At 64.1% G+C, this 18372-nt stretch carries 21 protein-coding genes and 1 tRNA gene; 3 read left to right on the top strand and 19 right to left on the bottom strand.

The features are described from left to right. Nucleotides 1-133: 133 nt before the first annotated feature. Entirely contained in the window at nucleotides 134-1312 is a 1179-nt protein-coding gene (gene argE / locus OCUBac02_RS01200) for an acetylornithine deacetylase (RefSeq protein WP_280528838.1), read from the bottom strand. Then, entirely contained in the window at nucleotides 1309-1701 is a 393-nt protein-coding gene (gene apaG / locus OCUBac02_RS01195) for a Co2+/Mg2+ efflux protein ApaG (protein WP_173043148.1), read from the bottom strand. The genes argE and apaG overlap by 4 nt, the downstream gene beginning before the upstream one ends. A 194-nt stretch (nucleotides 1702-1895) precedes the next feature. Between apaG and OCUBac02_RS01190 the strand changes: the two genes are divergently transcribed. Both OCUBac02_RS01190 and OCUBac02_RS01185 read left to right on the top strand, forming a co-directional pair. Continuing rightward, complete coding sequence (locus tag OCUBac02_RS01190) at nucleotides 1896-2984, top strand: 2'-deoxycytidine 5'-triphosphate deaminase (protein WP_173043147.1); 1089 nt, start codon at nucleotides 1896-1898, stop codon at nucleotides 2982-2984. 114 nt (nucleotides 2985-3098) lie between these two features. Beyond that, nucleotides 3099-3173, top strand: a tRNA-Gly gene (locus OCUBac02_RS01185). Nucleotides 3174-3260: 87 nt separating this feature from the next. Here OCUBac02_RS01185 and OCUBac02_RS01180 read toward each other — a convergent pair. The 11 genes from OCUBac02_RS01180 to OCUBac02_RS01130 form a co-directional block, all read right to left on the bottom strand. Then, nucleotides 3261-4508 (bottom strand): site-specific integrase, encoded by a 1248-nt coding sequence (locus OCUBac02_RS01180; protein WP_173043146.1) that lies wholly within the window; start codon nucleotides 4506-4508, stop codon nucleotides 3261-3263. Continuing rightward, on the bottom strand, nucleotides 4495-4752 hold the full coding sequence (locus OCUBac02_RS01175; RefSeq protein ID WP_173043145.1) for a hypothetical protein: 258 nt from the start codon (nucleotides 4750-4752) through the stop codon (nucleotides 4495-4497). The genes OCUBac02_RS01180 and OCUBac02_RS01175 overlap by 14 nt, the downstream gene beginning before the upstream one ends. 4 nt (nucleotides 4753-4756) lie before the next feature. After that, entirely contained in the window at nucleotides 4757-5257 is a 501-nt protein-coding gene (locus tag OCUBac02_RS01170; protein WP_173043144.1) for a hypothetical protein, read from the bottom strand. After that, nucleotides 5254-7128 carry a phage tail tape measure protein gene (locus OCUBac02_RS01165; RefSeq protein ID WP_173043143.1) on the bottom strand — a complete coding sequence of 625 codons (1875 nt, stop codon included), beginning with the start codon at nucleotides 7126-7128 and terminating at the stop codon, nucleotides 5254-5256. Before OCUBac02_RS01165 ends, OCUBac02_RS01170 begins: the two co-directional genes overlap by 4 nt. 1 nt (nucleotide 7129) lies before the next feature. Then, nucleotides 7130-7354, bottom strand: a complete 225-nt coding sequence (locus tag OCUBac02_RS01160) for a phage head-tail joining protein (RefSeq protein ID WP_173043142.1) — start codon at nucleotides 7352-7354, stop codon at nucleotides 7130-7132. 2 nt (nucleotides 7355-7356) lie between these two features. Beyond that, nucleotides 7357-9255, bottom strand: a complete 1899-nt coding sequence (locus tag OCUBac02_RS01155; protein ID WP_173043141.1) for a prohead protease/major capsid protein fusion protein — start codon at nucleotides 9253-9255, stop codon at nucleotides 7357-7359. Then, nucleotides 9252-10640, bottom strand: coding sequence for a phage portal protein (locus OCUBac02_RS01150; protein ID WP_173043140.1), 1389 nt, complete (start codon nucleotides 10638-10640; stop codon nucleotides 9252-9254). Before OCUBac02_RS01150 ends, OCUBac02_RS01155 begins: the two co-directional genes overlap by 4 nt. Beyond that, entirely contained in the window at nucleotides 10637-10879 is a 243-nt protein-coding gene (locus OCUBac02_RS01145) for a hypothetical protein (RefSeq protein ID WP_173043139.1), read from the bottom strand. Before OCUBac02_RS01145 ends, OCUBac02_RS01150 begins: the two co-directional genes overlap by 4 nt. Nucleotides 10880-11149: 270 nt before the next feature. Beyond that, nucleotides 11150-11737 carry a hypothetical protein gene (locus OCUBac02_RS01140; protein WP_173043138.1) on the bottom strand — a complete coding sequence of 196 codons (588 nt, stop codon included), beginning with the start codon at nucleotides 11735-11737 and terminating at the stop codon, nucleotides 11150-11152. A 156-nt stretch (nucleotides 11738-11893) separates the two neighbouring features. After that, entirely contained in the window at nucleotides 11894-12484 is a 591-nt protein-coding gene (locus OCUBac02_RS01135; protein WP_173043137.1) for a hypothetical protein, read from the bottom strand. Then, a complete protein-coding gene (locus OCUBac02_RS01130; RefSeq protein WP_173043136.1) occupies nucleotides 12474-12992 on the bottom strand; it encodes a hypothetical protein in 519 nt (172 codons plus the stop codon). The genes OCUBac02_RS01135 and OCUBac02_RS01130 overlap by 11 nt, the downstream gene beginning before the upstream one ends. Before the next feature lie 85 nt (nucleotides 12993-13077). On the opposite strand from OCUBac02_RS01130, the gene OCUBac02_RS01125 reads away from it, so the two are divergent. Then, nucleotides 13078-13293, top strand: coding sequence for a helix-turn-helix domain-containing protein (locus OCUBac02_RS01125; RefSeq protein WP_173049220.1), 216 nt, complete (start codon nucleotides 13078-13080; stop codon nucleotides 13291-13293). A gap of 63 nt (nucleotides 13294-13356) precedes the next feature. Here OCUBac02_RS01125 and OCUBac02_RS01120 read toward each other — a convergent pair whose 3' ends face one another. From OCUBac02_RS01120 to OCUBac02_RS01095, 6 genes are all read right to left on the bottom strand, one after another. Beyond that, a complete protein-coding gene (locus OCUBac02_RS01120; RefSeq protein WP_173043135.1) occupies nucleotides 13357-14028 on the bottom strand; it encodes a hypothetical protein in 672 nt (223 codons plus the stop codon). A 156-nt stretch (nucleotides 14029-14184) separates the two neighbouring features. Continuing rightward, a complete protein-coding gene (locus OCUBac02_RS01115; RefSeq protein WP_173043134.1) occupies nucleotides 14185-14385 on the bottom strand; it encodes a hypothetical protein in 201 nt (66 codons plus the stop codon). 281 nt (nucleotides 14386-14666) lie between these two features. Further along, nucleotides 14667-15215, bottom strand: coding sequence for a PIN domain-containing protein (locus tag OCUBac02_RS01110; protein WP_280528858.1), 549 nt, complete (start codon nucleotides 15213-15215; stop codon nucleotides 14667-14669). A 22-nt stretch (nucleotides 15216-15237) separates the two neighbouring features. Beyond that, nucleotides 15238-15678, bottom strand: a complete 441-nt coding sequence (locus tag OCUBac02_RS01105) for a helix-turn-helix domain-containing protein (RefSeq protein WP_173043133.1) — start codon at nucleotides 15676-15678, stop codon at nucleotides 15238-15240. A gap of 102 nt (nucleotides 15679-15780) precedes the next feature. Then, complete coding sequence (locus OCUBac02_RS01100) at nucleotides 15781-17652, bottom strand: phage terminase large subunit family protein (RefSeq protein WP_173043132.1); 1872 nt, start codon at nucleotides 17650-17652, stop codon at nucleotides 15781-15783. Beyond that, complete coding sequence (locus OCUBac02_RS01095; protein ID WP_173043131.1) at nucleotides 17649-18101, bottom strand: hypothetical protein; 453 nt, start codon at nucleotides 18099-18101, stop codon at nucleotides 17649-17651. Before OCUBac02_RS01095 ends, OCUBac02_RS01100 begins: the two co-directional genes overlap by 4 nt. Between the last annotated feature and the right edge of the window lie 271 nt (nucleotides 18102-18372).

Genomic DNA, 18372 nt, shown 5'->3' with positions numbered 1-18372 from the left:
GACCACCTCACAGCAAGCACGGTGAGCGGCCGACCCCTCACCCTGCCCTCTCCCTACGGGAGAGGGTTCCCCGCGCTCTTATTGTCGCGCTTGGTGCGATCGAGGTGCGGCGGGCTGAGACAAATGCCAGCCTCTACCCCGCCTGGCACTCCGCCATCAGCTTGCGCATGAAAGCCTCGCCGGCTGCCAGTTGCTCCAGCGTGATGTACTCGTCCGGCTGATGCGCCTGGTCGATCGAGCCGGGGCCGCAGACCACGGTCGGAAGTCCCGCCTGCTGGAAATGCCCGGCTTCGGTCGCATAGGCGACGGCGATCGTGTGGTTGCGGCCGGAGAGCCGCATCGCGAGCCGCTCGGCCTCCGAGCCCGGATCGGGCGCCAATCCCGGCACGTCCGAGGTCATCTGCGTCTCGATCGCCGCGCTCGGCGCGGTCGAGCGCATCCGCGCCAGCACGTTGTCGGCCGTCTTCGCGAAGCGAGCCGGGCCGGCTTCGGGATCGGAACTCGGCACCGTCCGGATCTCCCAGAGGATCTCGCTGCGATCGGCCAGGATGTTGCGGGCGATGCCGCCATGGAAGGTGCCGATATGGACGGTGTCATAGGGCGGATCGAAGCGGCCGCTCGTATCCGGCCGCTGCTTGGCGTCCTCGGCCATCTGGTCGAGTTCGGCGGCGAGCAGCGCCCCGGCATGGACGGCGCTGGCGCCGAGTTGCGGCTTGGAGGAATGCGCCGCGAAGCCCTTCACCACGGTCTGGAAGGTTCGCACGCCCTTATGGGCGTCGCAGATGTCGAGCATGGTCGGCTCGCCGACGATGACCGCACGGGGCCGCGGCAGGGTCTTGCCCATGGCATTGATCCCGTCGACCACGCCGAGGCAGGTCACCTCCTCGTCATAGGACAGGAAGAGGTGGATCGGCGTCTTCAGGTTCGCCGCCAGGAAATCCGGCACCAGCGCCAGCCCGAGCGCGAGGAATGCCTTCATGTCGACGGCGCCGCGGCCATAGGCCTTGCCGTCCGCGACATGCAGCGTGAACGGGTCGCGGCTCCAGGCTTGCCCCGCCACCGGCACGACATCGGTATGGCCGGAGAGCACGATGCCGCCGCGATCCTGCGGACCCACCGTCGCGAACAGGGCGGCCTTGTCGCCGGTCGCGTTCGGGAAGCGCAGGGACGAGACGCCCCAGCCGGCGAGATAGTCCTCGACGAAGTCGAGCAGGGCGAGATTGGACTTGTCGCTCACCGTGTCGAAGGAAACGAGGCGGGCGAGCATTTCGAGCGGCGTAAAGCGCTGCCCGGCTGGAGCGGAGGCGGTCAATGCAGAACCTTCTTCACATAGGGGGAATCGAGCGGGAAGAGCGGCACCTCGACGTCGAAGACCGTGCCGTTCTCGTCCTGCATGGCGTAGAAGCCGTGCATCGAGCCGTCGGGCGTCGTCAGCGGGCAGCCCGAGGTGTAGTTGAAGCTCTCGCCCGGCCGCAGCACCGGCTGCTTGCCGACCACGCCTTCGCCGCGCACCTCATGGACCTCGCCGCGCCCGTCGGTGATGAACCAGTGCCGGGTCATCAACTGCACGGTCTGCGTCGAAAGGTTCACGATCTCGATCGCATAGGCCCAGAAATAGCGGCCCTGCGCATGCGAGGATTCCGCATCCATGAAACGAGGCGCCGCGGTCACGCGCACGCCATGCGTCTGGGACTGATACATCGAAGGCTCCGCTTCGGCCGGTCGCGGCTTTGCCGCCGTGATGTGTTATCGGCCAGCCGGCGCCAGCGTCAATGCGGGGATGCGGCGATTCTGGCGTGGACAACCCCCTGGCCTGCGCATGCCCCGCATCCGTCATGCTTGGCCTTCAGGGCCTCGTTCGCTAGCTATGACCGATTGTCCCCTGCGGAACGCGCATGCTGACCTTCAAGCCCGGCATCCAGCCCGACAGCTCCATCCGCGCCTTCATCGAGGCCGGCGCGATCACGCTCGCACGGCCCCCGGCCGAAGGGCAGATCCAGCCGGCGAGCCTCGACCTGCGCCTGGGCGCGCGGGCCTATCGCGTCCGCGCCTCGTTCCTGCCCGGTCCCGACCGCACGGTGCGCAGCCGGATCGAGGACCTCTCGCTGCACGAGATCGATTTGACGCAAGGCGCGGTGCTTGAGACGGACTGCGTCTACATTGCGGAATTGATGGAAGGCCTGCGCCTGCCCAGGGGCCTGCGCGCCGCCGCCAACCCGAAGAGTTCGACCGGCCGGCTCGATGTCTTCACCCGCGTCATCACCGATCGCGCCCGCGAGTTCGATCTGGTCGAGGACGGCTATGACGGCCCGCTCTTCATCGAGATCTCGCCGCGCACCTTCCCGATTCTGGTCCGCTCCGGCTCGCGCCTCTCGCAGATCCGCTTCCGCGCCGGCGAAACCCGCCTCGACGACCGCGCGCTCGGCGAAATCCACTTGCGCGAGACGCTGGTCAGCGCGGCCGAGCCCTCTTTCCAGGGCGGCGTCGCCGTCAGCGTCGATCTTTCCGGCTTCGACGGGCTGCTCGGCTATCGCGGCAAGCACCATACGGCGTTGATCGACGTCGACCGCGTCGGCGCCTATCGCGCCGCCGATTTCTGGGAGCCGATCCACGATGACGGCTCGGGCAGCATGATCCTCGATCCCGGCCAGTTCTACATCCTGGCCTCCAAGGAAGCGGTGCATGTCCCGCCGGATTATGCCGCCGAGATGACGCCATTCGACGCGCTGGTCGGCGAATTCCGCGTCCATTATGCCGGTTTCTTCGACCCTGGCTTTGGCCACCGCGCCGCCGGCGGCCAGGGTGCCCGCGCCGTGCTCGAGGTCCGTTCGCGCGACGTGCCCTTCATCATCGAGGACGGCCAGATCGTCGGCCGCCTCGTCTATGAGACCATGGCGGCCCGCCCGGAGGCGCTCTATGGCGCCGATCTCAAGTCGAACTATCAGGGACAGGCCCTGAAGCTCTCCAAGCATTTCAAGGGTTGAGCGGGCACTGCGCTCGTCCTCTCGCGATCGCCCGCGATTCCCGGATGACACCTGGGCCCGGACCCGCTATGAACGCGGGCCTGCCGCGCGTTGCTTCGCCAGCGTGAAGGGCATGCGGGCGTAGTTCAGTGGTAGAACGTCAGCTTCCCAAGCTGAATGTCGTCGGTTCGATCCCGATCGCCCGCTCCAAAAATCTCTTGGAACGTCAGCCTGTTACGACGGCCTACCGCTGATCTAGCGTTCCCCATGTTCCCCAACGCGTTCCCCATGGTTTGTTCAGGCCTCGTTCTCGGCCGCGCGATGCGCGACTCTGGCCTTCGCAACGCGCCGGCTCTTTCCGACCGCGCCGCGTGAGTACCGGACAGTTGTCGAGGCTTGCGCGTGCCCGACTGATCCGCGGATCGTATCGAGATCGGCGCCCGCATCCTCGGCCTCGGTGATCGCACCGGCGCGCGCGTCCGCGTTCCACACCGCGTCCGGGATGCCAGCTTCGCGCGCGATGACGCGCCAGTCGCGGGCATAGGCGAACTCGGCATAGGGACGGCCGGCCGACTCATCGACGATCAGGGCGCCGAGCCGTTGATCGGCCGGGATCTGCGCCAGCAGCGACATGACGATCGGGAACTCCTTGAGATCGTGCGAGACGAGCGCGCCGGTCTTCGTCGTTTCCTTGCAGATCACCAGATCCTTGCCGAGATCGGCCCAGGTGAGGCCGTTCGACCAGCGTCGCCAGCCCTTGCCTCGACGGCCGCGCAGTACGATCCCGGATGGCTCCTCGTCAGCGGAGACGGGCAGCCACTCGCCGATCACGTCCTTCTGGCGCATGCCAGATTCGAACTGAAGCGCGGTACCGAGCGCGAGGGACATCCGACCCGCGGCGACAGCCCTCGGAACGAAGGCCTCGACGTGAGACAGTTCGAGTTTCGAGCGGCGGCGCTTCGGTCCCTTGAACTCCGTCGAGGTCAGGATCGTGAGCAGGCGAACGCAATCACCCTGCGCCAACTCGGCCGCGATGCCATAGCGCAGCATCTCCCGGATCATCTTCATGATCTTGCAGGCGCGATCGATACGCTCTGGCCCGCCTGGCTTCTTCGGCTGCCTCGCTGCGTCATACCATCGACGGAAGTCTTTCAGACCGAGCGCGGAGAGGGCGCGGCTTCCGAAGGCCTTCTCGATGGTACCGACAACGTGCAGTTGCGACCGACGGGTGTTCCACTTCCATTCCTTGACGGGGCTTTCGTCGTCGATTTGGAAGCGTCGGGCGAGGGCGCCTAGCGTGCCGTCGAAGGTCTTGTAATCCTGCTTCTGGCCACTCGACCAAGCAAGCATTTCAGCCTGGAAGCGTAGGCATGCGGCCGAAACCAGGGGAAGATCCGCTGGGGTATCGGCATAGTGCAGGCGCACCGTTTCAGGGCTGTAGCCGGCTTTGACGATATCTGCCCGCGCCACCCAATAAAGCGCGGAGCCTGACGCTCGCCTTCGCCGTTTCAACCCCGGCGTGGGGTAGTTGCTATCTGAGGACATCGAGATTCTCCATTCCGTCCAAGGCGGACGGGCTAGAGGTTGCGATGCCGTAGCGGCGATTGAAATAGGCGAGGAGTGCCGGCCAGTATCGGCCGCCCATAATCGGGTCGACCTTCGGCATGCCGTCGCGCTCCAGCACCGCGGCCTTCGCGCGCCACTCGCTCGGCTCCTGGTTGAGCCTCCGGGCGATTTCCGCCTCGGAGGGAAACAGCCCGGCGCTATGCTTGCTCGACGTGCGCACCATGCTGCTACCGGTCCGCGCGAAGCCGCTCGAAGAGATCCTGTAGACGTTCGATGGAGCGTCGGCGGTCGAATCCCCGAAGAACGAGGCGGTCTATGATCGCCTTCACGAGATGTGGCATTTGCGGCAGCTGCGCCAGGCTCAGCGTGAGGCAGGCCTCGAGGCATGCCGATGCGAGATCAGCCCGCTCCGGCGTGCGCTCGGCAATCAGCCGCTCGCGATATTTTCGCTGATATTCCCTCTGCCTTTTCAGGCGCCGGCGCCAGCGGCGGGCGTCTTCTGGATCATGGAAGGTCATGCCACGGGCCTCCTTGGTCCCGTTAGGCCCCATGATCCCGAAAACGACGAAAGTCAGAACTGGAGAAAAAACGCGCACAATTGACGACGCCTCGCGTGAGCTCAGCGCGTTTTTTTCCCTTACGTTTTCATGGAAGGGCACCGTGAGTTCACGAAGGAAGCTCACGGGGTTAGCGAACGCCGATGCGAAGGAGGCGGCGATCATGGTCATTCCGCCCCTTGCCAGCCGGTATTGAGGCCGCTGACGCTGCCATTGATGCGCGGATTGATCTTCGGGGAAGTCGAGAAGTTGAGCATCGCCTGTATCCGCGCGATCTGCGGTGCGATCGCTCCGGGCACCGCGGCGAGTTCGGCCTCAAGCGCTTCCTTGAACTGACGACCGGCGTTGCGGCCGGCTTCGCCCATCGCGCCTACATCGGTGCTCACGTTCTTGAGTGACATGCTGGGGGCCATCGCTTTGTCACGCGCGCCCTGGACCTCGGCAATCTTCAGATTCAGCTCATTCGACGCAGCGACCAACATATTGATCGCGTTGATCTGCTCCTTCAGTGCCGAGATCTGCCGATCGATCGCACTGACTTCATCGGACGAGCGCGTGGAGTTTGCGTCCGCCAGGTGCGGCGGCAAAATCTCGTTTCCGGCCGCGGCATCGTCGGAAAGCTTTTTTCGCTTCGCAGCGAGCGTGGCGAGCTCGGCTTCCAGTCGAGCTCGCTTATCGTCAATCTCCTGGCGCTGAAGGAATTCCTTCCGCGCGTCGATCAAGCGGCGGCTATCCGGGCCATAGTCGCCCTTCGGATCGCCACGCATCTCCTGCACCGCGATGACATCGGCGTTGTAGTGGGTCGCCCACTCGTTGACGCGGTTGACGGTCGGGTTCTTTCCCTCCTCAATCCGCTTGATCGCCTCCTCAGCCGGGAGAACGATGTGCTTCGCTAGAACACCGCCTACCTGCACCGCGCGGTTCTCGACCGCGGAGAACATGCGGTCGATCTGAGCACGGGCATCGTTCGTGACGCGCGTGAGATCGCGTGCGACAGACCCGGGCGCCAGCTTCAAAATTGCCTCGACCATCTTCTGCCACTCGCCCCGATAGGTGCGAAGGGCCAGCACGCCGCGCTTGAACTCTTGATCTTTGACGATCTCGCCGATCTTTGCGTTGTCGCCCTTGGTGGCCATGTCGATTAGGCGTTCGAACGTCTCGATGACGTTTCCGCCGGATTTGCGCGTCTGCTCCAGAGCTTTCGATGAATCGATCCCAAATTTCTTGAAATTCTTCCGCGTCTCGTCGCTATCCATCTTCATCAGGATGTTGTTGAGCGACGTGAATGCTTCCTCGGGACTACCCGAGCCCTTGCGCATGACCTGCAGGATCGAAACCAGCTCTGCCAGCCCCTTTGTGCCGGTGAAGCCCACCGCAGAGGCTGCGGGTGCCAGGCTGGGTAGGTATCGAGCCATGTCGGGGAGCTCAAACTGCCCGGCCTTTCCGCCCTCCGACATGATGTCGAATGCCTTTTGCATCTGGGCGCCGGCGATCTTGAAATTGCTCGCAACAGCATCGGCCGACTTCGCGATATCGGCGACCTCCGATCCCGTGGCGGCAGCCGTGCGAGCGACACTGGGCAGAAACTCCAAGCTTTCCTTGAGCGACCTGCCTTGCGCAACCAGAACTCCGAGACCGCCGGTCACCTTGCCGGACGACTGCGCGGTCTCGTAAGCGATACCTTCGATCTCCTTGCGGACGCCGCCGAGCTCATCAGCCGATGTGTTCGCGGTCAGACCGATACGGGTGATCTCGCGATCGACATCAGCAAATTGCTTGTATGACGCTGCAAGCGCGGCCGGTCCGCCGAGCGTGACGAGCTGGCTGCGGCCTGCCGCCAGCATGCGCCCTTGGGCGGCAGCGACGGCAGCGGAGGTGCGCTGCTGAAACGCCATGGCGCGCGCAGCCGTGGAATTGAATGCCGCGCTTGCCTTCGTCTGCATCGCCCGGAACTGCGAGAGTTCCGCAGCGGCCTTCGCGAGGCCTGGCTTCAACTTGCTTTGTGCCGTGAGTACAGCTTCAGCTCGAACGACCGTCACCATGTCAGGCCCCCTTGGAATAGCTGAAGCGGATGGTGGTGATGGGGGACCGCGAGAGCGCCGCAAGGCGACGCTCCACGTCGGCGATAGCGGCTGCGAGATCGGCGTCCGACTTGTGTTCGACGACGCGCCGCGTCTCGCCGCTGACGAATTCGACCCTCGCCGCGCCGGTGGCACGGGCGTTCCGGAGCTTGGAGAGCTGGGCCTGGAGCTCGGCGAGGGTTTCCATCGTCAGGCTCCCGCGTTGGTGTACCAGCCGCGGTGATCGACGAAGCCGGCGCCGAAATCGACGCGCGCCTTCACCTGGACACCGTCGACCTCGAAGCCTGCTTTGGTCTCGATGACGACGCCCTCCTCACCTTCCAGATAGGCGTATTCGAGCCCGTCGACGGTGGCTGGATCGGCCGAGACGTACCAGCGATTGCCGGTCAGGCGGGCGTCCACCGCGATCGCGAGCTTGCCGGCGAAGGGGTTCGTGTCCTCCGCCTTGGCTGGGTTCAGCACCGTGAGCAGTTGCTCGACCTCGGTCTCCTTGTCGGGACCGACGAGGATATAGCGGGGCGAAATATCGATCGCTTCGCCGGTCAGGCCGACCTGCTTGCGCAACGCGCTGCGAGCGATCGACAAGGAACCAACCGAGATTGCCGAGCCCGAGGTAGCCTTGTTCCCGTGATCGGCGTGGAACAGCGGCTTGCCGTCCGACATGGTCGGACCGTTGCCGCTGCTGGAAACAAGCAGATCGACGAGGATCTGCGCCTCCGTCGCGGCAGCGGCCTGGCCGAGGCGGCGGGCGAGGTCGGTGAAGGCACCGAGGTCGTCGTTCACGATCGCCGTCCGCGAGATCGAGAAGATACGGCCCCAGGTCGAGAGCTTGTAGCTCTCCTTCGCCTCGTCGAAGGTGCCCTGCTCGAATTCGCCGCCTTCAACGACTTGCTTCAGCCGCGGCCCTTCCGAGATCTGCAGGCGATGCTTCGTGCGGAAGTCGCGCGCCGTGGTCTTCCGGCCCAGAAGCTTCAGGCCGGAGGGAGCCGCGCGATACGATTCACGCAACGTCCGACCAACGGCATCACCCAGGATCAGCGGAAAATCGCTCGTCGCATGCATGGCACGCTCGACGATCGTCGCTGCCGAAAGCCCGGTGGTTGCCATGCCTCGCAGTCGGAGGCTCTCGCGCGCGATATCGAGCGTGCTGAGACCGAAGAACTGGCGCGCCGGTTCCGAGAGCTGATGACCCGGATTGTGCCGGGCATAGAGCGCCTCACCGACTTGGCGAACCCGCAGCTCCGGGTCGGAGTGATCCGTGCCGATGCTGATCGAGGTGTTGCGAACCTGACCTGCCGGCGCAGCACGCTGGGACATGGCAGCGAATGCCGCCTGACGCGCGTTGTCGGCGGTCGCATTGCCGTCGATCTGCGAGTCGACCCAGGCCTGATCGAGGCCGGAGAGGCGGGCGATCGAGCGGATCTCGCCATTGACCGCGGCGCGGTCGACGATGGTGTTGGCGGCCTCGGCCCGTTCCTGGGTCGACGCCGCGGCGTTGGCCGGCGGGGACGCCGGCGTGCTGACCGGCGTTTCGACCGGTGCGGGGATAACCGTCATGCTGTGGCTCCTCAAGCCAGCAGAGCGGTCGGCGGGGATGGTGACGAGCGATGCCTCCAGCACGTCGAGGCGCGTCGCGATCATTTCGCGGCGCTTCGTCGAGGGATTGGTTCGCTCGCGCTGTTCGCGCGTGATGTAACCAATGGAGACGCCGAGCGTGTGCCCGTCCGCGATCTCCGCGGCGATCCGCTGGGAAAGGGGATGGTGGCGGGACAGCCTGATGCGGCCATGCAGTTCCCCGCCGACAGCTCTGAGAGTGTCGACACTGCCAAGCCGGGCATCAATGCTGTCCCGCCGATGGCTGTCCAGAAGAGGGATCTGGACAGGCCATGACTGATTTTCGAACGACAGAAACTCGGAATATTCGCCGCGCGCGTCATAGCGCGTCACGCCCGCGCCCGGCGTTGCGAGCGTGGCATCGACCGTCCAGGTCTCCGCGTTCCAGCTCGTTGCGGCCTGGGGCAAGGCGCGAGTGATGATGGCTTCTTCCGCCATGGGCTCGGAGACCGCGATGGGCGTGACGGCGTTCATGCGCTCTCCCTTTCGATGGTGCGCGGACGGTTAGTCGTGAATTCGAGCCCGAGGCCCTGCGCTCGGGCGTTATCGGTAGCGATCTCGGCATCGAGCTGCTCGATGTCATAGCCACGGGCGGCCACGGCCTGCCGACGGCTCATCAGGCCGGCGCCGATCGCTGCAATCTCCGCTTCGGCATCCTTGAGCGGATCGACCCAGTCGAAGCGCGGCGTGATCCACTTCGCGGCTTCGAAGTCGGCGGGATTGTTGAAATAGCCGGCCATATCCGGGCTGCCGGCGAGCGCCCGCTGCAGCAGCCAATTCCGCCAGATGGGCCGGCAGAACTGGAAAACGATCACGCTGTGCTGGATAGCCTCGACGCGGCGGCGCCACTCGACGAGCCCGGCGCGCAGGCTCGAATAATTCGCCTGGCTCAGATCTCCGGACAGAACATGCGAAGGGACGCCGAGACCGGCAGCAACCTCGTCCCGGGTCACTTTCAGGAAATCGATAGCCTCTGCGCCGATGGGCGCTGCCTCGCTGAAGCGGACATCATGGCCGGGCGGAATAACCTGCATCGTGCCTGGCTCGAGGCCTGCCTGCAGAACAGGACCGTTCTGCTCTCCGAAGAAGCCGCCTGCGTCGCCATTCGGCGCTACTACGAAGCCGGTCAGCAGCGATGCGACGAGCTGGCGCTGAAGCTGCGCGTCGATCGCGCGGTCGAAATCAGCCATACGCAGCAACACTGGGGCGAACCACGACAGGCCGCGAACCTGGCCCGGGAAGATAGGGCGGAACATATGGATGCAGCGATCCGCAGGCACGCGCACGATTTCGTAGGAAATCGCCAGCGGCATCCCTGGCTGATCCCGTCGGATGTGGAACGCGATCTTCCGGCCGGCGGGGTCGAACTCGACGCCCTGGACGATCCGGCCGCCAGCCGCCGTGGCCTGCGTCAGGTTGCGGTCGACCTGCTCCGGGTCGATCTGCCGAATCTGCCCATTTGGCAAGATCAGTGCGAAAGCCTCACCACTGACGACCATGGAACGCGCCATAGTGGCCTGGAGGCCATAGAAATCCGTCAGCCCGTCTGCGTCTGCCTCATCGGTCCAGCCCTCGAAAGTTTGTGCGACACCCGGCCGACGCGCCTGAACCTTGAGGCCGGTTCCGACCAGAGCGCTCGTCCAGGCTTCGGCTCCGCTGGCGGCATGGCCATTGTTGGCGACCAGGCCGCGACCACGGCGAGCGAGCGTGCCGCCGCTCGCCAGCATCGAAGCGATGGCGCTGGGCATGTCAGCGAAGCCGGACCAGCGGCGACCGGCGCCGGCACCTTCGAAGGATCGCAGCACGGGCACCTTGCCGGAGCGGCCGAGCAGTTTCTGAGCGAAGGCGGGCAGCTTCATCGCGTCGCCTCCACCACGAAGGGGCGCATCAGTTCAACCAAGCGTTTACCGCTCTCCTCCGCAGCGCTGACCGCAGCAAAGAGCCGTTCGTATTCGGCCAGCGCGGCAGCTTGCGTGAGGGCGTCGACGCCACTGAACACCTGCGGCTCGACCTTCATGTCGATGACAGGCAGGCGCAGCACAAAGGCGTCGGGCTGCCGTTGACCGAGATGTCGACGCGGAAAGATGACGACGCTCATCGGGCGAGCTCCTTCCGAGAAACGGCACGGTCGATCGCGCTTTGGAGGTAGGGGACCGCCTTCTGCAGGCGAAGAAGCTCATCGAGAGAGCAGCGGTCGAGCCGCCAGGCCGGCCAGCAATGGTCATTGTAGAAGCGGCGCCAGAAGGGCGAGACGCGATCATGCCGCTCGCCGGCTGTGGTCGCGGCGTCAGCGGCGAGCTCAATATGTTTCTGATTTGAGTTCGTTTTGTTCTCGCGGAAGGCTGCCGCCGGATTGTGCTCTCCCATCTCAACCATCCTGCCGTGCGAATTCTGCGCCGATGGCACGCAGCAATGGAGCGTCGATGCGGGTGGTTCTCCGAAAGGACTGGGGAGCAGAAGAGGTTAGCTCGTTCGTGTGGTCGGCAAAATTAAGCGTAGCAGCGAATATGCGACGCCCGCCCATCGGGCCAGGCCCGATCACATCAAGATCGACTAGTGCTCGAAACGACAACGGCTCGAACTCGATGTATGTATTCCGATAGGCGTGCGCGAACCAATCTGGGTTGTCTGAGGCCTTTTGGATCAAGTCCGCCAGGACATCCACGAACGAAGCATCCTCCCGCTTGAACACAGCGAATTCAGGACCGGCATCCTCGTTCTGACGGGCGTGCTTGAGGTCCATATTTCGCATGGCTTCGGCGCGAGCGATCGTGCGTTCCGCGTAGAGTGCCGGCGCGTCGCTGAGAATCATCACGATGAGATTGGCCACCTGCCGATGTGTCGCGCGTGGCGAATTTGGAGATCGGGTCTCACGGACGAACAGCCCGACCTCGCGCAAACGTCGCGCTTTCAAGGCCAACTCCGTCGTGTCGATCCCAGTCTCCGCGTGCAGCATCGCTATGAGGTTCCCTGCTCTCATAATTAATGTATCCGATGCATCTATCTTTATAGCGAACGGGACGGCCCGTCAAGGATTGACGTATCAGATACAACAATCGACCTTCAAACGCAAATTGCTCTTTTTCAACAGGGCCTTGCGTAAAAGGACAAGCTAAGCGACGGTTGGCGTTGCGAAAATAATTGTGAGCTCATCATCCGTCGGCGGAAGGCCCATCTGTATCTGCCGAAGGATGAACGCGTTCTTCGCGGCAACCTCGGCCATGGTGGTCGGCTGACGGGCGAATATCTCCCCGCGAATGTCCCACTGGTGCTGTTCGGCGCGCTGCCACAGGTCTTCGGCCGTCTTCAGTCCGCAGAGGCGTTCGGCTTCAGTGCGCGCAGCTTCAAGGCGCCTGAGCTCTGCCAGCAGGCTCTCGCGCCGTTCCCTGAGCCTCGGAGCAAACTCGGCCTGCAGCCTGTCGCTTTCCCAGGCTTCGATCCACCTGTCGAACTTGGTGCTCACCTCATGCGGGTATCTGAAGCACTGTTCACCATCGTAGACTTCGACCTTGGGGAGATCGGCAGTGTCGTGGATGCGGTCCGCTTCGCTGGATAGGGCTTCAGCCTGTTCTCGCGCGAGGTGCCAATCCGCGATCAGCTCATCCATGCGGGAATATTCGGGAGTTGCGGAGACTGCCGGTGCAACGGCTGCGCTGGCGGCGACGGCGAGGCAGGCGCGGCGGCTGATCACGTTAGCCTTCATGGCTGGTCTCCTCGCTCGCCGTTGCCGGAAAGAGCTCGGCCAAGCGCTGATAGACGTCGCGCCACTGGTTGGACCTCGGGTCGACGAGGTGGTCGATTCCGTCCCGCGCAGCGTCGAGACCCGCAGCATCAACCATCACCGTCAAAGCGGAAGTCATGAGACGATTGATCGCCCGCTCGTCTTCAGGACGCGGGGTCTCTTCCATGGTTGCCCAAGCGAAAAACTTGACGGCGGCCGCTAACTGGACGGCTGCGCCAGCCAGAGAACTCGCGGGAGATGTAGCGAGTGCGCGGATCAAGGCCTCTTCCCGATCGAAGGCATGATCGAGGGAAGCCTTGATCACCCCAGCTCCCGGGGCATTTGTGGCCTCGATCGCCGCGATCTCCTCCTCGGCGCGAACTATGTCGGCACCGGCGCGGGCGATCGCTCGGCCGAGGTTCAGATGGAAGTCGGCTTCGATGTTTTCGGGCAAGCCGGTAACGGCTGCCGCAGCGCTTGCGCGGGGCATTAGTTGATCCTCCTAGGGTCTTGTGCTACTTTCACTTGTGACGTTAGCACAAGGATTATAGCTTGTGAAGCCTGCACAAGTGAGGATGGCGAGAGCTGCGCTAAATTGGAGCCTGGCCGATTTGGCTAGCGCCGCAGGCGTTCACCGCAACACGATTTCGAACTTTGAGACTGGCAAGTATGCCGGCGATCAGGAAAAGCTCGCTGCTGTGCGAGCCGCTCTCGAGGCTGCAGGAGTCGAGTTCATTCCTGAGAATGGCGGCGGAGCCGGCGTTAGGCTGGCTAAGAGACCTGTAGAATAGCTGAAACAGAACAAGCGGTACGGACTAGCCGTACCGCTACGATCAAAAATGGGGCCAAATCTGTCAGGCGAGCCTGACGAGATCCTCCGCAATCGACACGATCATCTTCCGATCGTTGTCGATCTCCTCTCCGTCCAGAATGAGCTGCTTCCGGGTCAATATCGCCCTGGCCTTGGCCTGAGCGCCGGCAATTGTTGCGGGCTTCGATCCTGCCAAGATGTCCATCAACTCGTGAAATCTCGCTACCGCACGGCTGTGGCGAGCCTCGATTTCCGCCCTGCCGGTTGCTACCTTGTCGCGCTCGCAGGCGGCCTGCCAATGATCGAACGCAGCAACGATCTCATCGGCGCGCTTCTGGGCGGCAGGATCGGGAACCATGACGGTCTCGCCGTCATCGGTCCTGGCCCGCCTCACCATCGGGTTGGATCGAAATTGATCGATCGCACCGCGATACCACATGAGCCCGTCGTGGCGCCGGCATGAAGGCAGCGATCTTGGATCTTGGGGGCGGACGAACATAGCCTCGGGTGCCTCCGGACCCGGGTGAGCCTCCTCGGCTTCCGCCATAGCCTCGTAGATTTGCTCGAAACCCAGTTCCAGCGCTTCGAACTCGACAGTCAGCGCGATCAGCTCGGCATCGGGATTGCTGGTCATGATTGCCTGCGCTGCAGCCAGGTTCGAAGTTGGAGCGGGCGTGGCGCTGGCAAGAATATCGTGAGCGACGGTAACGGTCATGGCGGCCTCCTTGGCATGGACTGACGCCAGAGGCCTGCAGATCGGCGAGAGGCGCAATTGCTCAGCCGAAACCCTCCTCGCAATGCCCGGAAACCGCCCCCGCAATTCACACAGCAAAGAGACGCGGGCCGGAGCCCGCGCCTCCCTGTTTTGCCGTCAGGCGGCGGGCGGGACTTCGGCGAACCGCTTTCCCGTCTTGATCTCGCTGATCCGCCCGGGGTTCACGTCGAAATCAGCCGCGATCCGGTTCAGGAACTCACCCCGAAGGATGCGGTTCTTGATGATCGCGGCGTCGCTCGCGGTGAGACGACGGGAGGGAGAGCGAGAGCCGCCACGCGGCTTGCGACGATCAGCCATGGTGGGTACTCCGTGGTTGGCTGATTGGCCGAACCATCTTGCGCACGTCACCCAAATCAGCGTATCGCTACACTGTGGTGGGTACCACGCGGCCGGCGCAGGCTCAGACAGCGCCGACACCGCTTCAATTCAAACGGTCCGGGGTTGCAGCCCTGGACCGTTCGTTTTTTACGAAGCGATCAACCGTCCAAATCGGCTGATTCTGGCAATCTCGTCAATGGGTTCTGGCTTCCGGGCGTGCTTGCGCACGGATTGTCCACATAGACATCAGGATCGTCGAGTCAGATCACGTCAGCAAAGGCGCGCAGCTCCGCCACCAATTGCGGTAAAGCTTGAGCCTCAAGTATATCGAGATACTGGGCTGCCGTCGTCGGAGGGTTCTTCAGCCTTGCGCGTATTGTGCTCGCGGCGATGACAACCGCAGCCTGATCAAGCCCGAACTGCTGATGAAGAAAATCGTCCGGGTGGATGATGTCGAGCCCATACCGCCGCACAACCTCGGCCGGAAAATCCTTCAGGTTAAAGGTTACGATGCCATCTGCACCGGTGCGGATCGCTGCGGCGAGCACATGGCGATCATCGGGATCGGGCAGCTCGATCGCGGCGATTAGATCTTCATAGTCTTCGACAATGCAGCCCAGCACCGCATCATTCATCTTCTCACGCGTACGAACGAGCCGAGCCGGATCGAGCTCAGGGCGTTTTGCCAGCAGGTTCCGGATCCATTCGTCATGGATACGGTCGGTCCAGCGCGCGCGAAAAATCCCGCTCCCGGCGAGCTCCAGTAGGAAGTCTCGCAAGGGAGCGGGATAGAGGACGCAGGCGTCCAGGATGACCGTATAGCCTGCGACCCTAATAGCCCATCTCCAGTTCCTGAGCCTCGGCAGCTAAGGCGTCGAGAGCTTCTCGGCGCCTTGCGTCCTGGGTAGCCTTGAAAGCCTCCAGATCCGTGAACCTAATCCGGCGGTGCGTGCCGACCTTGGTATGTGGAAGACGGCCTTCCTCGATAAGCTTCACCACATGCGGGCGAGAAACATTGAGGTATTCCGCCGCCTGCCGGGTGGTCAGTTCAGCATGTAGCGGGATCAGTGTGACGGCGTTGCCGTCAGCGGTCTCCGTCAGGATGTGCTTCAGCAAATCGACGACGCCAGTCGGCAGCGGCAGCTCCGCACCATCGTCGAGCCGAATACGCAAGGGGCCGCCACGATGGCGGGCAAGCGTGCGGCTAGCCTCCGTCGCCATCTCTGCATCAGCGCGAGATGGGACCAAGGTGCCGGGGCGTTCTTTCAGCATGGCATATCTCCCTCTCCGAAGAGACATATGCGCACAGCCGCGACTAAACGCAATAAACGAAACGGGGCGTGAGTCAATCTGTCGCATGCTGTTTGCTGTGGTTTAGCGGCCCATCCATCGGGATTTAATAATTGAGGGCCTGTGGGGTAGCAGGCTCTTCTCGGCGCCGCCACCTTGACGCGCGCAGGCTTCGCTGATCCGCGATGCAGAATCGCTGAGCGAGAAGCCCGCTGCGCCAAGGCCAGCTAGCGCAGCTAGCGCGTAAATCCGGCAGTCGAGTGGCTCGTTCCTGACACCGCGGTCGACCACCCACTCGATCCGCGGCACGCCGCGGCTGTATTTTCTGATCGGCGGTTCCGCCAGCAGGCCAGCGAACCACGACGGATCGCGGTCGCTCGGGAAATGGCATGCGCCCGGGCCGGGCTCCGACAAGCGCAGGCGGGCCAGGAGCTGATGCTTCAGCCCATCCACGCCGATGATGTGCAGCGGTGTCGTCGTGGCCTTCCGCGGCTTTGGCGGGCGCCGGGGCCAGGCAGGCACGCCAGCCCCGCCCTTGCCCTTCACGGCCCATACATGGCGGTTCAGCCGTGCGGCAGAATAGGCCATGACCTGGCTGGTGCGGTGGCCGCCGGAATCGACCGCCACGGCCATCACCGGCAAATCCGGCACGGCGCGCGGATGGGCGAAGCGCCTGCCGATGATCCTGTCCAGCGCGTTCCATGGCTCAGGGCCGGCCGGATCGCCGTGGATGATCTGGTAGTCGATGGACCAGCTCTCTTCGTTCCGACCCCAGCCGACGAGCTCGACCTCGATCCGATTATCCTGCACGTCAACGCCGGCGGTAATCACCGCGACGCCGTCCGGCAGTAGCTCGGTCCAAAGTTGATCCAGATCCTCGGCGCGGGCCTGAAGCTGCTCGGCAGGAAGCGGCGCCGTCTCGCGATCCTCGAAGGGCTCGCCCAGCTTGAGGTTAACCCATGTCTTGAGACGGGTTGGATCGTCCTTGCTGGCGAGGAAATCGACAGCGATCTGCCCCCAACTCTCGAAAGGGCTGTAGAGCGCGGAGAGGTGATAGCCGGCTGCCTTCCCGGGACCGGCCGCCTCGGCCTCCCAGCGGCCGGCGGCGAGCAGCGCGGGCTTCTGATGCTCCTCGATAACGCCTCCGCATTCCCGGCAGGCGTAGAAGGCGCGCGCCGGCTCGTCCTCGGGCCAAGTCACGCCGCGCCACTCCAGCGGCTGAAAGGCGGCGCAGTGCGGGCATGGCACATGATAGCGACGGCGGTCGCTTTCCAGCCAGGCGCGCTCGATGCGACTGACACCGGCGATGGTCGGGGTCGAAATCATCACGATCTTGCGGCGGCCGCGGAACGTCACGGTGCGCTGGATCGCAAGCGAGACGGGGTCGCCCTCCTCGTCGACATCCATCGGGAAGGCGTCGACCTCGTCGAGGACGAGATAGCGCGCAGCGGTCGATCGCAGGGCCGTCGCGCTGTTGGCGCCGGTCATCATGAGCGAGCCGCCCGGAAATTCCTTCTGCGAGATCGTGTTGCCCGGCTCCTTTGCCTTCGGCTGGACGATCTTCGCGCGAATCGCAGGCGTGCCGGCGATGAGGGGCTCGATGCGGATGCGGGAGTTCCGGCGCACCATGTCGATCGATGGCCAGACGGCGAGGATTGATCCAGGCGCGTGGTCGATCCAGTAGCCTATCGCGTTCAACGCGGCTTCCGTACCGCCGGTCTGGGAGCCCTTCATGAACACGACCTGCTCCGTCGGCGTGCTGATCGACAGCTGGTCCATGATCTCGCGGAGATAAGGCACGCGATCGGTCCGCCACGGACCAGGCTCCGCGTTCTCGGACGGGAGCATTCTGCTGCGATCGGCCCATTCGGAAACCGTCATCGCAGGCGGGGTCGAGAGGCCGCGCCGCCAGGCCTCATCGACGAGGGCGAACGTTTCGGTCGCGAGATCCATCATGCCTCGAGCCTTTCGATCTTGATCTCGGCCAGGCTGGCGAGGTGCTCGCGAACCAACCGATCCAGCTCGCCAGCGATGACGGCGATGTCCCCGCCGGTCGCCGCGGCTATCCCCGGTCCAACCCGATTGACCCAGGCAATCCAGCTATCCCGTTCCATGCGGGCGCGGCTCTCGACGACGCGCAGCGCTACACGACGGTCGATGAGGTTCCCGGCGAGCTTGGCGGCCTTCAGCTCGGCCGTCACAGCATCCGCTGCATCGCGTCTGGCGCGAGAACTACCTGCAGGCGCCGACGCCGTGCTGCCGGGCAGGATAGCGCGCCGGCGGGCGGGGTCGGTATTCGCTTCGACCCAGGCGACGCCCTCCTTGACCGCGATCGTGCCATTCGGCTGAACCGGCAACCCGGCTTCGATCAACTGTGACACGCGGCCGGGCGTCACGCCGATCATCTCGGCAAAGCCCTTCTTCGAAACGGCCGGGGCCGGAGCGGGGACGAAGTCAGCGAACAATCCGTTCTGCGTTGGGTGCATGGCTCGGACCGTCCTCAAGTCCGGACTTTAGCGTCTAAAACGCCAGTCACTGGCAAACCCTCGCGGCCCGCCTGTCCCGCTAAATTGGCGGGAACAGGGACCCGTGACCGCGCAACAATGTTGCGCGACACGACCCGCAGCTCGTTCGCAATCTCCGACCGCTCGATGAAGAACGCTTCCGGGTCACGAT

Source organism: Bosea sp. ANAM02, assembly GCF_011764485.1.
Classification (GTDB): Bacteria; Pseudomonadota; Alphaproteobacteria; order Rhizobiales; family Beijerinckiaceae; genus Allobosea.
Note: the sequence above shows the minus strand (reverse complement) of the source record. Positions and strands in the feature narration are given on the sequence as shown.

Coding starts and splice junctions, on each gene's coding strand:
- apaG (WP_173043148.1), bottom strand. CDS start 1,701: ATGTATCAGTCCCAGACGCATGGCGTGCGCGTGACCGCGGCGCCTCGT.
- OCUBac02_RS01190 (WP_173043147.1), top strand. CDS start 1,896: ATGCTGACCTTCAAGCCCGGCATCCAGCCCGACAGCTCCATCCGCGCC.
- OCUBac02_RS01180 (WP_173043146.1), bottom strand. CDS start 4,508: ATGTCCTCAGATAGCAACTACCCCACGCCGGGGTTGAAACGGCGAAGG.
- OCUBac02_RS01175 (WP_173043145.1), bottom strand. CDS start 4,752: ATGGTGCGCACGTCGAGCAAGCATAGCGCCGGGCTGTTTCCCTCCGAG.
- OCUBac02_RS01170 (WP_173043144.1), bottom strand. CDS start 5,257: ATGACCATGATCGCCGCCTCCTTCGCATCGGCGTTCGCTAACCCCGTG.
- OCUBac02_RS01165 (WP_173043143.1), bottom strand. CDS start 7,128: ATGGTGACGGTCGTTCGAGCTGAAGCTGTACTCACGGCACAAAGCAAG.
- OCUBac02_RS01160 (WP_173043142.1), bottom strand. CDS start 7,354: ATGGAAACCCTCGCCGAGCTCCAGGCCCAGCTCTCCAAGCTCCGGAAC.
- OCUBac02_RS01155 (WP_173043141.1), bottom strand. CDS start 9,255: ATGAACGCCGTCACGCCCATCGCGGTCTCCGAGCCCATGGCGGAAGAA.
- OCUBac02_RS01150 (WP_173043140.1), bottom strand. CDS start 10,640: ATGAAGCTGCCCGCCTTCGCTCAGAAACTGCTCGGCCGCTCCGGCAAG.
- OCUBac02_RS01145 (WP_173043139.1), bottom strand. CDS start 10,879: ATGAGCGTCGTCATCTTTCCGCGTCGACATCTCGGTCAACGGCAGCCC.
- OCUBac02_RS01140 (WP_173043138.1), bottom strand. CDS start 11,737: ATGCTGCACGCGGAGACTGGGATCGACACGACGGAGTTGGCCTTGAAA.
- OCUBac02_RS01135 (WP_173043137.1), bottom strand. CDS start 12,484: ATGAAGGCTAACGTGATCAGCCGCCGCGCCTGCCTCGCCGTCGCCGCC.
- OCUBac02_RS01130 (WP_173043136.1), bottom strand. CDS start 12,992: ATGCCCCGCGCAAGCGCTGCGGCAGCCGTTACCGGCTTGCCCGAAAAC.
- OCUBac02_RS01125 (WP_173049220.1), top strand. CDS start 13,078: ATGGCGAGAGCTGCGCTAAATTGGAGCCTGGCCGATTTGGCTAGCGCC.
- OCUBac02_RS01120 (WP_173043135.1), bottom strand. CDS start 14,028: ATGACCGTTACCGTCGCTCACGATATTCTTGCCAGCGCCACGCCCGCT.
- OCUBac02_RS01115 (WP_173043134.1), bottom strand. CDS start 14,385: ATGGCTGATCGTCGCAAGCCGCGTGGCGGCTCTCGCTCTCCCTCCCGT.
- OCUBac02_RS01105 (WP_173043133.1), bottom strand. CDS start 15,678: ATGCTGAAAGAACGCCCCGGCACCTTGGTCCCATCTCGCGCTGATGCA.
- OCUBac02_RS01100 (WP_173043132.1), bottom strand. CDS start 17,652: ATGATGGATCTCGCGACCGAAACGTTCGCCCTCGTCGATGAGGCCTGG.
- OCUBac02_RS01095 (WP_173043131.1), bottom strand. CDS start 18,101: ATGATCGGCGTGACGCCCGGCCGCGTGTCACAGTTGATCGAAGCCGGG.